The organism is Streptomyces sp. CRN 30 (assembly GCF_034105845.1).
The window spans coordinates 50,541-63,554 of record NZ_JAVRHI010000295.1 but is presented as its reverse complement, the minus strand read 5'-3'; the positions used below and the strand labels follow the sequence as shown (position 1 = coordinate 63,554).

Here is a 13,014-nt window from a genome sequence, read left to right as displayed (position 1 = left end):
CATCTGCAGCAGCGTCTTCAGCTTGTTGCGGATGTGATCGGCCGACACCGCGTCGAACGCCTCGGCGCAGTCGCCGCCCTGGAGAAGGAACGCCTCCCCCTGGGCGACGGCCGCCATCCGGGCGCGCAGCTGATCGCACTCGCCCGCGAAGACGAGCGGCGGATACGACTCCAGGTCCGCGATCACTGCGCGCAGAGCCTCGGGGTCGGGGTACTCGGGCTGCTGCGCCGCGGGCAGGTCTCGCCAGGTGTTGCCAGCGCTCGCGCTGGTCTTAGCGTTCACGGTCACGGACCCAACACTACGGGGTGCGGTCGGGGGCTCCCGGACGGTGCCCAGAAAATGAGACGCCCGCTACACGGCACGGACGTGCGGTAGGGTGCCGCTCATGTTCGCGCATTCGACCCAGAACTGGTGGTGGACCGCTCCTCCGGCGGCCCACTGAATCGCGCGCACCAAGACTTCGCGAAGGCCGCCCGAGAGGCGGCCTTCGGTGTTTTCCGGCTCCGGGTCCGTCTCTCCTCCACAGAGGGAGCACGACCGATGGACCTGCGAGACCTGCCCGCCGATCCCCGCCCGTTCGCGCTGCTGCACCGGCGCACCCCGGGCCACCCCCAGGACACGGTGGAGCTGCTGCTCGGCCCGGTGACGGAGCACGACCGGCTCGCCGCCCTGCCCGACGAGTGCCTGGCGCTCGTCCCCTTCCGCCAGATCCGCGAACGCGGTTTCGACGTCCGCGACGACGGCACGCCGCTGCTGGCGCTGACCCCCGAGGAGCGGTACGTCCTCCCGCTCGCCACCGCTCTTGAGCAGCTCCCCGGGCACGGCGTCCGGGTCGAGGACGGCGCGTTCGACGTCGACGACGAGGAATACGCGGGGATCGTCGGCCGGGTCCTCGACGAGGAGATCGGCCGGGGCGAGGGCGCCAACTTCGTCATCCGGCGTACGTTCCAGGGCGCGATCCCCGGTTTCTCGGCGGCCGACGCGCTGGCGCTGTTCCGGCGCCTCCTGGAGGGCGAGCGGGGCGCGTACTGGACGTTCGTGGTGCACACCGGGGACCGCACGCTGGTCGGCGCCAGTCCTGAGGTGCACGTGCGGATGACCGGCGGCACGGTGGTCATGAACCCGATCAGTGGCACGTACCGCTATCCCGCCGACGGACCCACCCCCGAACACCTGCTCGGTTTCCTCGCCGACGGCAAGGAGATCGAGGAGCTGTCGATGGTCGTCGACGAGGAACTGAAGATGATGTGCACCGTCGGCGACATGGGCGGCGTCGTCGTCGGGCCCCGGCTCAAGGAGATGGCGCACCTCGCGCACACCGAGTACGAGCTGCGCGGGAAGTCCTCGCTGGACGTGCGCGAGGTGCTGCGGGAGACGATGTTCGCGGCGACCGTGACCGGCTCCCCCGTGCAGAACGCCTGCCGGGTGATCGAGCGGCACGAGAGCGGCGGGCGCGGCTACTACGCCGGGGCGCTCGCGCTGATCGGCCGGGACTCCGGCGGCGCGCAGACCCTGGACTCCCCCATCCTGATCCGCACCGCCGACATCGACGCGGCCGGGCGGCTGCGGGTGCCGGTCGGCGCCACCCTGGTGCGCGGCTCGGACCCGGCGGGCGAGGTCGCCGAGACCCACGCCAAGGCGTCGGGCGTCCTCGCGGCGCTGGGCGTTCGGCCGGGCAGGCCCCGTGCGGAGGCGGACCGGCCGCGGCTGGCCGACGACCCGCGGGTGCGGGCCGCGCTGGACGGGCGCCGCGCGTCGCTGGCGCCGTTCTGGCTGCGGATGCAGGAGCGCTCCGCGGAGCCGGCCGGGCACGCCCTGGTCGTCGACGGGGAGGACACCTTCACGGCGATGCTCGCGCACGTGCTGCGCTCGGGCGGGGCGGAGGTGTCGGTGCGCCGGTACGACGAACCGGGGCTGCGGGCGGCGGCGCTCGCGCACGAGGGCCCGCTGGTGCTGGGTCCGGGGCCGGGCGACCCCGCCGACCTGGCCGATCCGAAGATGCGCTTCCTGCGCGACCTGACCGCCGACGTGGTCCGCGACCACCGGTACGGCGTCCTCGGCGTCTGCCTCGGTCACGAGCTGATCGCGGCGGAGCTGGGCCTGGACATCGTCCGCAAGGAGGTCCCGTACCAGGGGGCGCAGACGGAGATCGACCTGTTCGGGCGGCGGGAGACCGTCGGCTTCTACAACAGTTTCGTGGCGGCGTGCGACGACGAGACGTACGAGGAGCTGACCGCGCACGGCATCGAGGTCAGCCGGTCCGCCGACGGCGAGGTGCACGCGCTGCGGGGCCCCGGCTTCGCGTCCGTGCAGTTCCACCCGGAGTCGGTGCTGACGCTGAACGGCGCGGCGATCGTGCGGGAGCTGGCCGGTCAGGCGCGCGGCACGAGCACGTTCTCGGAGCGGCGGCCGGCCCGGTAGTCCAGGACGTTGCGCACGGTGGCGTCGACGATCTGCCCGACGGCGTCCTGGGTGTAGTACGCCTGGTGCGAGGTGACCAGGACGTTGGGGAAGGTGACGAGGCGGGCCAGGGTGTCGTCGGCGATGGCCTCCAGGGACTTGTCGAGGAAGAACAGGCCCGCCTCCGCCTCGTACACGTCCAGGCCGACGCCCGTGAAGCGGCCCGCGCGCAACTCACCGACCAGCGCGGCGGTGTCGACGAGGCCGCCGCGGCTGGAGTTGACCAGGATCGCGTCGTTCCGCATCGACTTCAGGGCGGCCGCGTCGATCAGGTGCTGGGTCTCGGGCAGCAGCGGAACGTGCAGGGTGACCAGGTCGGACTCGGCGAGCAGCTCGTCCTTGGCGACGTAGCGCATGCCGAGACCGACGCAGGCGGGGTTCTCGGCGACGTCCCAGCCGAGCAGGTTCATGCCGAAACCGTGGGCGATCCGGGCGAACGCCTCGCCGATCTTGCCGGTGCCGAGGACGCCCGCGGTGCGGCCGTGCATGTCGCGGCCCATGAGGCCGTCGAGGCGGAAGTCGAAGTCTCGGGTGCGGGTGGAGGCGCGCACGACCCGCCGGTTGACGGCCATGGCGAGCGTCCAGGCGAACTCCGCGACCGAGTACGGCGAGTAGTACGAGACCCGGGCGACGGTGATGCCGAGCCGCTCGGCCGTGGCCAGGTCGATGTTGTTGAAACCGGTGGAGCGCTGGGCCACCATCCGGGTGCCGCCCGCGGCGAGGATCTCCAGCACCTCCGCGCCGAGGTCGGCGTTGACGGAGGTGGAGACGGTCTCGTGGCCGGCGGCGATGGGGGCGGTGTCCGCGGTGAGGAAGACGTCCAGGCAGCGGAGGTCCCCGTGGCCCGCGAAGGCCCGCTCGATCAGGGGCTTCTCGTCCGCCTGGACACCGAAGGCGAGGATCTCCACGGCCACCACTCCCGTTCCGCTCGGCTACGGGCCGAATATACGGCGCCCCGCCGCGCGGCGCCGGTCAGCCGAAGAACACCCCGACCTCCTCGTAGAGCCTCGGGTCGACGGTCTTCAGGCGGGCCGTCGCCTCGGCGATGGGGACCCGGACGATGTCCGTGCCGCGCAGCGCGACCATGACGCCGAAGTCGCCGTCGCGGACGCAGTCGATGGCGTGCAGCCCGAAGCGGGTGGCGAGCCAGCGGTCGAAGGCGCTCGGCGTGCCGCCGCGCTGCACGTGGCCGAGGACGGTGGTGCGGGCCTCCTTCCCGGTCCGCTTCTCGATCTCGTGCGCCAGCCACTCCCCCACCCCGGACAGCCGTACGTGCCCGAAGGAGTCCAGCGACCGGTCCTTGAGCACCATCTCGCCGTCCCTCGGCATCGCGCCCTCGGCGACGACCACGATCGGCGCGTACGAGGCCCGGAAGCGGGAGGTCACCCAGGCGCAGACCTGCTCGGTGTCGAAGCGCTGCTCGGGGATGAGGATGACGTTGGCGCCGCCCGCGAGTCCCGAGTGCAGGGCGATCCAGCCCGCGTGCCGGCCCATCACCTCCACCACCAGCACCCGCATGTGGGACTCGGCGGTGGTGTGCAGCCGGTCGATGGCCTCGGTGGCGATACCGACCGCCGTGTCGAAGCCGAAGGTGTAGTCGGTGGCCGACAGGTCGTTGTCTATGGTCTTCGGGACGCCGACGCAGGGCACGCCGTGCTCGTCGGCGAGACGGCCGGCGACACCCAGGGTGTCCTCGCCGCCGATGGTGACGAGCGCGTCGACGCCGAGCGCGTCGAGGTTCTCCTTGATCCGGGCTATGCCGTCCTCGCGCTGGAGCGGGTTGGTGCGCGAGGAGCCGAGGACGGTCCCGCCGCGGGGCAGGATGCCGCGCACGGCGGGGATGTCGAGGCGGACGGTGGCGCCGTCCAGCGGACCGCGCCAGCCGTCCCTGAAGCCGACGAACTCGTAGCCGTACTCCTGCACACCCTTGCGGACGACGGCCCTGATGACGGCGTTGAGGCCGGGGCAGTCACCGCCTCCGGTCAGTACTCCGACCCTCATCGCGCAACTCCCTCGTCACGGCGGGCGGTTCAGGCCACTGTGCCGCGCGGGGTCACTCGTCGTCCAGACCCCGCTCTATCGCGTACCGCACCAGTTCCACCCGGTTGTGCAGCTGGAGCTTGCCGAGGGTGTTCTGGACGTGGTTCTGCACCGTGCGGTGGGAGATGACGAGGCGCTCGGCGATCTGCTTGTAGCTCAGGCCCTTGGCGACCAGGCGCAGCACCTCCGTCTCGCGGTCGGTGAGGCGGGGCGCGCCGGGCGCGCCGGTGTCGGGCGCGGGGGCCGGTTCGGAGGCGAGGCGGCGGTACTCGCCGAGGACCAGTCCGGCCAGGCCCGGGGTGAAGACCGGGTCGCCGGCCGCCGTACGGCGCACCGCGTCCTGGAGTTCCTCCGTGGACGCCGACTTCAGCAGGTAGCCGGTGGCGCCGGACTTCACCGCCTCCAGGACGTCGGCGTGCTCGCCGCTGGCCGACAGCACCAGGACGCGCAGGCCGGGCGCGGTGGAGACGACCTCCTTGCAGACCTGCACGCCGGGCTTGCCGGGGAGGTTGAGGTCGAGGACGAGGACGTCCGGGGCCGCCGCGCGGGCCCGGCGCACGGCCTGGTCGCCGTCGCCCGCGGTGGCGACCACCTCGAACCCGGACTCGGCCAGGTCCCGGGCGACCGCGTCACGCCACATGGGGTGGTCGTCGACCACCATGACCTTGATGGACCCCTGCCGCTCACTCATCGCCTGCCGCCTTCCCCCGTCATCGTCTGCCGCCTTTCCCCGTCGTCGTCTGCCGTTCTTCCCCGGCCATCGGCCGCCGCGCTCCCACCGTCATCGGGCGCCGCGCTCCCCCGGTCATCGGCTGCCGCGCTCCCCCGGGCGGCCGCCCGGTACGGCGGTTCCGGGCGTGTTCTTCGGTACCTTCAGCTCGACCTCCGTGCCCTGGCCCGGTACCGAGATCAGCTCGGCGGAGCCGCCGAGGTCGCGCAGCCGGCCCCGGATCGACAGGGCCACGCCCAGCCGCCCCTCACCCTCGGCCTCGGCGAGCCGTCCCTCGGGGATGCCCGGCCCGTCGTCGCGGACGGTGACGATCACCTCGTCCGGCTCGTCCTCGACCAGGATCCAGGCGCGCGCCTCGTCACCGGCGTGCGCGCGGACGTTGTCCAGGGCCGCGCCGACGGCCGCCGCGACCTCACGGGCGGCGGCCGGTGCCAGCTCCACGGGCGCGCCGGGCTCGGCGAGACTCACCCGGGAACCGGCGCACGGCGCGAGCAGCGCCCGCAGGTCCACGGGGGCGCCCGGGTCATCGCTCTCCGGTTCGTCCACCGCGCGGACGACGGCGCCCTCGGCGACGTCCTCGGAGACCCGGGAGACGGGGACCAGCCCGCCGGAGACCAGCGTGCGCAGGGCCACCTCCTGCTCGCCCGCCATCCGGCCCAGCTCGGCCGCCTCACCGCCGATGACGGCGCCGCGGCGCTGCACCATCGCCAGCACCTGCAGGACGCTGTCGTGGATGTCCCGGGCGAGCCGCTCCCGCTCCCGGGTCGCCGCCTCGATCTCCAGCGCGCGGGCGAGGGTGCGCTCGGAGGCGCGGGCGACCTCGACGACGTAGCCGATGGCGATGGAGGCGACCCAGACGAGGATGACGTTGTGCACGGTGTCGCGGGCGGCGGTGCCGCGCTCGACCAGGTTGGCGACGGCCACGAGGGTGGAGGCCAGGGCGGCCCAGCGCCAGCCGCCCTTGATGGCGAAGGCCAGCACGGAACCCGCGGTCCATATCGACGGCAGGGTCGGGCCGCCGGCCTCGATGCGCTCGGCGCTGTCGGCGACCGGGGTGAGCAGGATGCCGGTGAGGGCGACGACGAGGTCCGCGGCGAGGAAGCGCTTGGTGCAGGCGGCGGCGTTGGCCACCCGGGGCAGCGTGAGCAGGGTCCAGGCGGCCAGGACGGCGAAGTAGCCGACGGCCGGCCAGGGGCGGGCGAACTCGTCGTAGGCGGTGGCGAAGAGGCCGATCGCGTAGACCATCGTGAGGACGCGGTAGGCGGTGAGCGCACGCCACAGCGGCAGCTCGACCGACATCCGCATCACGCGCTCGCGCCTGGCCATGTCCCCCACCCCCCGGCCCGCGTCCCGTCAGGACCCGGCGTCCCGTTCCTTCTCGGCCTTCTCGGCCTGCTCCGCGTGCTCTTTCTCGGCCTGTTCCTTCTCGGCGCGGGCCAGCGCGGCCTTGGCCGCCTTGCCCGCCTCCTTCTCGGCCTTCGCCGCATCCGCGAGCTGCCGCTTCATGGCGGTCGCGTACATGTCGACGTACTCCTGGCCGGAGAGCTTCATGATCTCGTACATGACCTCGTCGGTCACCGCGCGGAGCACGAAGCGGTCGTGCTCCATGCCCTGGTACCGGGTGAAGTCCAGCGGCCGGCCGATGCGGATGCCGGGGCGCATGAGCTTGGGCATCACCTTGCCGGGCGGCTGGATCTTCTCCGTGTCGATCATCGCCACCGGGAGGACGGGCGCGCCGGTGGCGAGCGCCACGCGCGCGAGGCCGCCCGGCTTGCCGCGGTACAGGCGGCCGTCGGGCGACCGGGTGCCCTCGGGATAGATACCGAACAGCTCGCCGCGCTCCAGCACCTCGATGCCGCTCTTGATGGCGGCCTCACCCGCGCCGCGCGCGCCGGAGCGGTCCACCGGGAGCTGGCCGACGCCCTTGAAGAAGGCAGCGGTGAGCCGTCCCTTGACCCCCGGCGTGTTGAAGTACTCGGCCTTGGCGATGAACGTCACCTTGCGGTCGAGGACGGCCGGCAGGAAGAACGAGTCGGAGAACGACAGGTGGTTGCTGGCCAGGATGGCGGGGCCCTCGGCCGGAATGTGTTCCAGCCCCTCCACCCAGGGTCGGAAGGCAAGCTTCAGCGAACCGCCGACGGTGACCTTCATCGCGCCGTACAACAACCGAGTGCCTCCTGTGTGTGTCGCTCCGACCCTATCCCGGTCCACCGTCAAAGGGGCCTACGGCCCTGGTCGGTGTCCGTGCGGTCGCGTACGGTGAAGTACCCGCACCCGCGTGCCGGGCCCCCGCGCCGACCCGCTCCGCCCCCTCCACGCCAGCCCTCCACGCCAGCCCTCTACGTCAGCCCTCTCGACGAACAGGAGTCCGCACCGTGCCGGTCCTCCCCGGAGCCGAGCCGTTCCGCCACGAGGGCGGGGACGTCGGCGTCCTTCTGTGCCACGGCTTCACCGGTTCCCCGCAGTCGCTGCGCCCCTGGGCCCAGCACCTCGCCGGCCACGGTCTGACGGTCGCGCTGCCGCTGCTGCCCGGACACGGCACCCGCTGGGAGGACATGCAGCTCACCGGCTGGCCCGACTGGTACGCGGAGGTGGACCGCGAGCTGCGCGCCCTGCGCGAGCGCTGCGCGCGCGTGTTCGTCGCCGGGCTCTCCATGGGCGGCGCGCTGGCGCTGCGGCTGGCCGCGCGGCACGGCGACGCGGTCAGCGGCGTACTGGTCGTCAACCCGGCCAACCGCATGCACGGCCTCGCGCCGCACGCGCTGCCGGTCCTCCGCCATCTGCTGCGCACCACGAACGGCATCGCCAGCGACATAGCGAAGCCGTCCAGCACGGAGCTGGGCTACGACAAGGTGCCGCTGCACGCGGCGTACTCCCTGCGGGACTTCTTCCGCGTCGTCGACGGGGAACTGCCGCAGGTGACCCAGCCGTTGCTGCTGATGCGCAGCCCGCAGGACCACGTCGTGCCGCCGGCCGACTCGGCGCGGATCATCGGCCGGGTGTCGTCGACGGACGTGACGGAGGTCCTGCTGGAACAGAGCTACCACGTGGCGACGTTGGACCACGACGCGGACCGGATCTTCACGGAGAGCGTCTCCTTCGTGGCCCGGCTCGCCCCCGGTCTCGTCAAGGAGCCGGAGCCCGGTCTCGGCAAGGAAGGGACGGCCGCAGGTGGCTGAGCACGACTCCGACCGCGAGGACCGCGAGGAGTACGACGAGCGCGAGGAGCGCACGGAGCGGGAGGCCCGCGAGGGCCTGGCGAGAGACACCCCGCAGGAGCAGCAGGAGCAGAGCGTGCCCTTCGACGAGGAGGCCGCGTGGGCGGCGATCGTCGCGGGGTACGGCGAGGAGCCGCCGGACCCGCCGGGGGCCAAGCCCTTCAAGTCGGTCGAGGATTTGGCGCTGCGGGAGGCCGTGACCAACGACGCGGATTCCGTGGCCCCCGAGACGGCGGCCGAGAAGCCGGAGAAGCCCGACGAGAGGACGGGCCGGGCCGACGACGGTCCGGCACCGGACCGTCCGCTGGGCGGCTCCGTCGCCTTCGCGCCCGGGGTCGGCCCGGCCGGCCCCCGCGACCACAGCCTGGCCGAGCCGTCCGACGACGACCTCGGCGAGGACGACGAGGGTCACTTCGTACCGCCGGAGCCGCCGCCGCTGCCGACGGGCGACACGACCGCGAGGTTCGCCTGGCTGGGCGTGCTCGGCGGCCCCCTCCTGCTCCTGCTGGCCGTGGTGCTCGGCTGGGAGATGACCTGGTGGCTGACCACGCTCGGCATCGGCGGGTTCCTCGGCGGCTTCGTCACGCTGGTGACGCGGATGCGGACGGGCGACGAGGACGACGAGGACCCCGGCCGGGGCGCGGTGGTCTGAGCCGGGCGACCGTGCCGCGGGGAGCTGGAGACTCGGCGACCGTGCCGCGGGGAGTCTGAGCGCGGCGGCTATGCCGCGGGGAGCCTGAGGGCGGCCAGGACCGGGAGGTGGTCCGTGGCCGCCCTCAGGTCGCTCTCCCGTACGCCGGGCAGCCCGAGCGGCACGCCGCAGCCGAGCACCTCGACGCCGGGGGTGGCGAAGAGCGCGTCGATGCGCTGGTGGGGGACGCCGGGGGTGGAGGTGTGCTCGCCGCCCCAGGGAGCGGTGGCCCAGCAGTCCTGGAGGTCCTTGGCCATGCGCCGGAACGCGGGGCCGTCGGGGCGTTCGTTGAGGTCGCCGCCGGCGATGGCGTGCTCGGTGCCGAGGCCGGCCAGCCGGTCCAGGAGCAGGCCGCTCTGCTCGTACCGCTCGTCCTTCTGCAACGACAGGTGGCAGCTGAGGACGCCGACGCGGGCCCTGCCGAAGCGGACGACGGCGGTGGCGAAGCCCCGGCGGTGCAGACCGGGAGTGAGCGGGAGCAGGACGTCCTCGGTGCGCTCGACGGTGGCGCGCAGGGAGCACAGCAGCGCGGGGCCGGCGGCGGTGCCGCCGCCGGAGAGGATCACCTGGCCGGACGCGGCCGCGAGGCGGGCGAGCTTCTTGCGCCAGCGGAAGAAGCGGGGGGCTTCCTGGAGGAGGACCAGGTCCGGGGCGCAGGCGCCGATGACGCGGGCGAGGGCGTCGGTGTCGTCGCGCATCGAGCGGATGTTGTAGCTCAGGACGCGGACGGTCGCGGAACCGTCGGGTTCCGTGTGTGAGGCGGGAAGGGCTGGGGACTGCGGCATGGTGATCAATGTACGCCCAGGGGGGTGGGGCGCGAGGAGGGGTGGCGACTGCCGGTTCGTTGTGGCCGGTCGCGCTGTTCCCCGCGCCCCTTCCGGGCGCTCCCGACAAGGGCGCTTACATGATCGGGTCGGGCTCGCGGGCCAGGTCGGCGGCGCCGACCAGACCCGCCTTGTTGCCCAGCTGGGCCGCGATCACGTCGGCGACCGGACGCCAGTGGGCGCCCACCAGCCAGCGCTTGTAGGACTTGCGGATCGGGTCGAGGACCAGGTCGCCCTCGTCCGAGAGGCCGCCGCCGACGATGAACGCGGACGGGTCGAACAGGGAGGCCAGGTCGGCGAGGCCCGCACCGGCCCAGCGGGCCAGCTCGCGGTAGGAGTCGACGGCGACCGGGTCGCCCTGCCGGGCGGCCATGGAGATGTGCTTGCCCTCGACGCCGTCGGGGGTGCCGTCGCCGAGCGAGAGGAGCACCTCGGCGCGCTCGGGGGTGGCGTTGGCACGCTGCTTGGCGTAGCGCACGAGGGCGCGGCCCGAGGCGTACTGCTCCCAGCAGCCCTGCGAGCCGCAGCCGCAGAGCAGGCCGTCCGGCACCATGCGGATGTGGCCGAACTCGGCGGCCACGCCGAAGTGGCCCCGGCGCAGCTTGTTGCCGATGATGATGCCGCCGCCGAGGCCGGTCCCGAGCGTGATGCAGATGACGTTGCGGTGGCCCTTGCCGGCCCCGAACCTGTACTCGCCCCAGGCCGCGGCGTTGGCGTCGTTCTCCACGACGACCGGGAGGCCGACGCGGGCCTCGACCTTCTCCTTGAGCGGCTCGTTGCGCCAGTCGATGTTCGGCGCGAAGTAGACCTCGGAGCGCTGGCGGTTGACGTAGCCGGCGGCGCCGATGCCCACGCCGACGATCTCGTGCCCCGCGCGCGCACCCTCCACGGCCGAGGCGATGGCGTCCACGATGGCCTCGGGTGTGGTGGGCGTCGGCACCTTGAAGGTCGAGAGGATGTTGCCTTCCTCGTCGACCACGCCGGCCGCGATCTTCGTGCCGCCGATGTCGACGCCGATGGTGAGTCCCATGAATCCCTCAGTTTCGGTCGAGCCCCGCTAGGGCCAACCGTACCCGAGGCCCTGTCGGCGGGGGCCGTCAGTCCAGGTCGATGCGCTGGCCGGAACCGGTGCCCTCGCCGCCTTCGTCGCGGCGTCCGTCCTGGTCGCGGGGGTCGCGGGAGGCGTCGGAGCCGGTTTCGGGGGTGTCGGTGCGGCCGCTGGTCCAGCGGCTCTCCTGACCCTGCACGGCGGACCGGTAGGCGGCGAGCAGTTCGTTGCCCGCGGCCGCGAGGTGGTCGAAGACGTCGGGGTTGCGTTCGAGCACCGGTTCGACGGCGGCCTTCGCCTGCTGGACGACCTGCTTGACGACCTGCTGGGCGGCCGGGCCCGCGACCTGGCCGAGCAGCGGCGACTGGAGGCCGGAGAGCTTCTCGGTGACGGTGTCGACGAGGCGGCGCAGTTCCTCGGCGGCGGAGCCCGGGGGCGGTCCGTACCGGGTGCGGCGGCGGGCCTTCTCCGCCTCCAGGTCCTCGGCGCACGCCGTCGCCCAGGCGTCGTCGTCGGTCGCCCGCGCCGTACCGGCCGGCTCGTCCCGGTCGGTGCCGGGCGGAGGGAGCTCTTCGCTCATGACCCACTCCTGACTACGGTTCGTCCCTACGACGTTACCCGAACGGCGGGGGCCGGTTCAGCGGCCGCCGGGCCACAGCCGCGGGTCGGGCGTGAACCGTACGCTCAGCCGGCCCTCGCGCAGGGCGGCACCGTCCACGGTGCAGCGGCGCAGGGCGGACGGGAGGGGGACGACGCGGCGGAACGGGCCGGCGGCGATCACCAGTTCGTCGCCGCGCCGGACCAGGTCCAGGTCCTCGCGGACCGCGCCGGGCAGCGGGATGTGCCAGACCAGGACGCCGTCGGTGGCGAGCGTGTCGGCGACGGGCCACTCCGGCGGGGCGGCGGCGGGGCGGGCGCCCGGGGCGGCCAGGGCGAGGAGGTCGTCGGTGCCGCGCGGATCCCGCCCCAGGTGCGGCACGGGGTGGACGTCGTACGTCCCCTGCCACTCCGCCAGGGCCTTGCGCTGCTGGGCGACGAGTCCGGCGAGCCAGCTGTCGGCGGGGACGTCCTCGGGCAGCGCGCGGTTGGCGGCCACCAGGTCCACGGCGAGGCCGCACAGGGCGAGGCCGAGGGCGGCGGTACGGACCGCGTCGGCGCCGGCCGGGCCGGGTTCGGCGACCAGCCGGACGGTGGTGTCCCGGTCGGCGATCACGGCTTCGGCGGCGGCGAGTTCCAGGTCCCAGCGGGCGGTGGTCTCGTAGAGCGCCTCGGTGGGCATGGGGATGCCGGCGAGGCGGCCGAGGACGGGACGCAGGGCGCGGGCGGCCTGTCGCTCCGGGGGAAGCAGGCGGCGCAGGTAGCGGCGGAGTTCCTCGGGGAGGGCGAGCAGGGCGAGGGCGCGCGGGGCGGGCGGGAGGTCGACGACGAGGAGGTCGTGGGCCTCGGCGAGGGCGGCGTCGCGCAGAGCGCGGAGAAGGGCGAGTTCCTCGGCGCCGGGCAGCGGGGTGAGCTCCTCGGGGTCGAGGCGGGTGGCGCCCAGCAGGTCGAGGGCGGAGGAGGCGCGGTCCTGGAGGGAGGCGAGGCCGTCCCGGAAGCCCCGGTCGGGGTCGGGCCGCCAGACGGTGAGGTTCGCCTCGACGGTGACCGGGGAGGGGCCGGTGGCCACCCCGAGCACGGTGCCGAGGGAGTCCTCGGGGCCGGTGCCCAGCAGCAGGGTGCGGGTGCCGGCGCGGGCGGCGGTCAGCGCCGTGGCGGCGGCGACGGTCGTCCGGCCACTGCCGCCCGGACCCATGATCAGGATGGTGCGCATAGGGGTGAACGGTACCTCTGGCTGCCCTGCGGGCCGTGCTTCGTCCGGGTGGTGGGCGGCCACCGGCCGGGGGCGACCAGCGGTCGGGGGTGGTCACCGGCCGGGGGTGGTCACCGGCCGGGGGTGACCAGCGGTCGGGGATGGTCACGGCCGAGGGTGAGTGCGGCGAGGCCGATGGAAGAGGGCTCGGCGT

General features: G+C 73.7%; 14 protein-coding genes. 4 read left to right on the top strand and 10 right to left on the bottom strand.

Annotated elements, in window-relative coordinates; genetic code table 11:
* Window positions 1–288, bottom strand: a 288-nt coding sequence (locus UW392_RS31510) for a 3-deoxy-7-phosphoheptulonate synthase (protein WP_320778572.1), incomplete at its 3' end; no start/stop codon positions are given.
* 97 nt (window positions 289–385) lie between these two features.
* On the opposite strand from UW392_RS31510, the gene UW392_RS67085 reads away from it, so the two are divergent.
* Both UW392_RS67085 and UW392_RS31505 read left to right on the top strand, forming a co-directional pair.
* Window positions 386–442, top strand: a complete 57-nt coding sequence (locus UW392_RS67085) for a trp operon leader peptide (RefSeq protein ID WP_225634270.1) — start codon at window positions 386–388, stop codon at window positions 440–442.
* A 98-nt stretch (window positions 443–540) separates the two neighbouring features.
* On the top strand, window positions 541–2,421 hold the full coding sequence (locus tag UW392_RS31505) for an anthranilate synthase family protein (protein WP_320778571.1): 1,881 nt from the start codon (window positions 541–543) through the stop codon (window positions 2,419–2,421).
* Here UW392_RS31505 and UW392_RS31500 read toward each other — a convergent pair.
* From UW392_RS31500 to UW392_RS31480, 5 genes are all read right to left on the bottom strand, one after another.
* Window positions 2,373–3,368 carry a 2-hydroxyacid dehydrogenase gene (locus UW392_RS31500; RefSeq protein ID WP_320778570.1) on the bottom strand — a complete coding sequence of 332 codons (996 nt, stop codon included), beginning with the start codon at window positions 3,366–3,368 and terminating at the stop codon, window positions 2,373–2,375. The genes UW392_RS31505 and UW392_RS31500 overlap by 49 nt on opposite strands.
* A 64-nt stretch (window positions 3,369–3,432) precedes the next feature.
* Entirely contained in the window at window positions 3,433–4,461 is a 1,029-nt protein-coding gene (locus tag UW392_RS31495; protein ID WP_320778569.1) for a 6-phosphofructokinase, read from the bottom strand.
* 52 nt (window positions 4,462–4,513) lie between these two features.
* A complete protein-coding gene (locus tag UW392_RS31490; RefSeq protein ID WP_320778568.1) occupies window positions 4,514–5,191 on the bottom strand; it encodes a response regulator transcription factor in 678 nt (225 codons plus the stop codon).
* A 114-nt stretch (window positions 5,192–5,305) separates the two neighbouring features.
* Window positions 5,306–6,556, bottom strand: coding sequence for a MacS family sensor histidine kinase (gene macS, locus UW392_RS31485; protein WP_320778567.1), 1,251 nt, complete (start codon window positions 6,554–6,556; stop codon window positions 5,306–5,308).
* A 27-nt stretch (window positions 6,557–6,583) separates the two neighbouring features.
* The gene (locus UW392_RS31480) at window positions 6,584–7,381 is read right to left on the bottom strand and encodes a lysophospholipid acyltransferase family protein (protein ID WP_320778574.1); all 798 of its coding nucleotides are present in this window, start codon (window positions 7,379–7,381) and stop codon (window positions 6,584–6,586) included.
* Window positions 7,382–7,605: 224 nt separating this feature from the next.
* Here UW392_RS31480 and UW392_RS31475 point away from each other — a divergent pair, with 224 nt between their 5' ends.
* Together UW392_RS31475 and UW392_RS31470 are read left to right on the top strand one after the other, a co-directional pair.
* Window positions 7,606–8,409 (top strand): alpha/beta hydrolase, encoded by an 804-nt coding sequence (locus UW392_RS31475; RefSeq protein ID WP_320778566.1) that lies wholly within the window; start codon window positions 7,606–7,608, stop codon window positions 8,407–8,409.
* Window positions 8,402–9,100 carry a hypothetical protein gene (locus UW392_RS31470; protein WP_320778565.1) on the top strand — a complete coding sequence of 233 codons (699 nt, stop codon included), beginning with the start codon at window positions 8,402–8,404 and terminating at the stop codon, window positions 9,098–9,100. Before UW392_RS31475 ends, UW392_RS31470 begins: the two co-directional genes overlap by 8 nt.
* A gap of 68 nt (window positions 9,101–9,168) precedes the next feature.
* On the opposite strand, the gene UW392_RS31465 is transcribed toward UW392_RS31470, so the two are convergent.
* From UW392_RS31465 to UW392_RS31450, 4 genes are all read right to left on the bottom strand, one after another.
* Window positions 9,169–9,924, bottom strand: a complete 756-nt coding sequence (locus tag UW392_RS31465) for an endonuclease/exonuclease/phosphatase family protein (RefSeq protein ID WP_320778564.1) — start codon at window positions 9,922–9,924, stop codon at window positions 9,169–9,171.
* A 115-nt stretch (window positions 9,925–10,039) separates the two neighbouring features.
* On the bottom strand, window positions 10,040–10,993 hold the full coding sequence (locus tag UW392_RS31460) for an ROK family glucokinase (RefSeq protein ID WP_320778563.1): 954 nt from the start codon (window positions 10,991–10,993) through the stop codon (window positions 10,040–10,042).
* Window positions 10,994–11,060: 67 nt separating this feature from the next.
* Window positions 11,061–11,591 carry a DUF5304 domain-containing protein gene (locus UW392_RS31455; RefSeq protein ID WP_320778562.1) on the bottom strand — a complete coding sequence of 177 codons (531 nt, stop codon included), beginning with the start codon at window positions 11,589–11,591 and terminating at the stop codon, window positions 11,061–11,063.
* Between the two features lie 57 nt (window positions 11,592–11,648).
* Window positions 11,649–12,821, bottom strand: a complete 1,173-nt coding sequence (locus tag UW392_RS31450; RefSeq protein WP_320778561.1) for an ArsA family ATPase — start codon at window positions 12,819–12,821, stop codon at window positions 11,649–11,651.
* Window positions 12,822–13,014: the final 193 nt, after the last annotated feature.

Bases quoted from the DNA above. Each gene is read 5' to 3' on its own strand.
- UW392_RS31505 (WP_320778571.1), top strand. From the start codon at position 541: ATGGACCTGCGAGACCTGCCCGCCGATCCCCGCCCGTTCGCGCTGCTG.
- UW392_RS31495 (WP_320778569.1), bottom strand. From the start codon at position 4,461: ATGAGGGTCGGAGTACTGACCGGAGGCGGTGACTGCCCCGGCCTCAAC.
- UW392_RS31490 (WP_320778568.1), bottom strand. From the start codon at position 5,191: ATGAGTGAGCGGCAGGGGTCCATCAAGGTCATGGTGGTCGACGACCAC.
- macS (WP_320778567.1), bottom strand. From the start codon at position 6,556: ATGGCCAGGCGCGAGCGCGTGATGCGGATGTCGGTCGAGCTGCCGCTG.
- UW392_RS31480 (WP_320778574.1), bottom strand. From the start codon at position 7,381: ATGAAGGTCACCGTCGGCGGTTCGCTGAAGCTTGCCTTCCGACCCTGG.
- UW392_RS31465 (WP_320778564.1), bottom strand. From the start codon at position 9,924: ATGCCGCAGTCCCCAGCCCTTCCCGCCTCACACACGGAACCCGACGGT.
- UW392_RS31460 (WP_320778563.1), bottom strand. From the start codon at position 10,993: ATGGGACTCACCATCGGCGTCGACATCGGCGGCACGAAGATCGCGGCC.
- UW392_RS31455 (WP_320778562.1), bottom strand. From the start codon at position 11,591: ATGAGCGAAGAGCTCCCTCCGCCCGGCACCGACCGGGACGAGCCGGCC.
- UW392_RS31450 (WP_320778561.1), bottom strand. From the start codon at position 12,821: ATGCGCACCATCCTGATCATGGGTCCGGGCGGCAGTGGCCGGACGACC.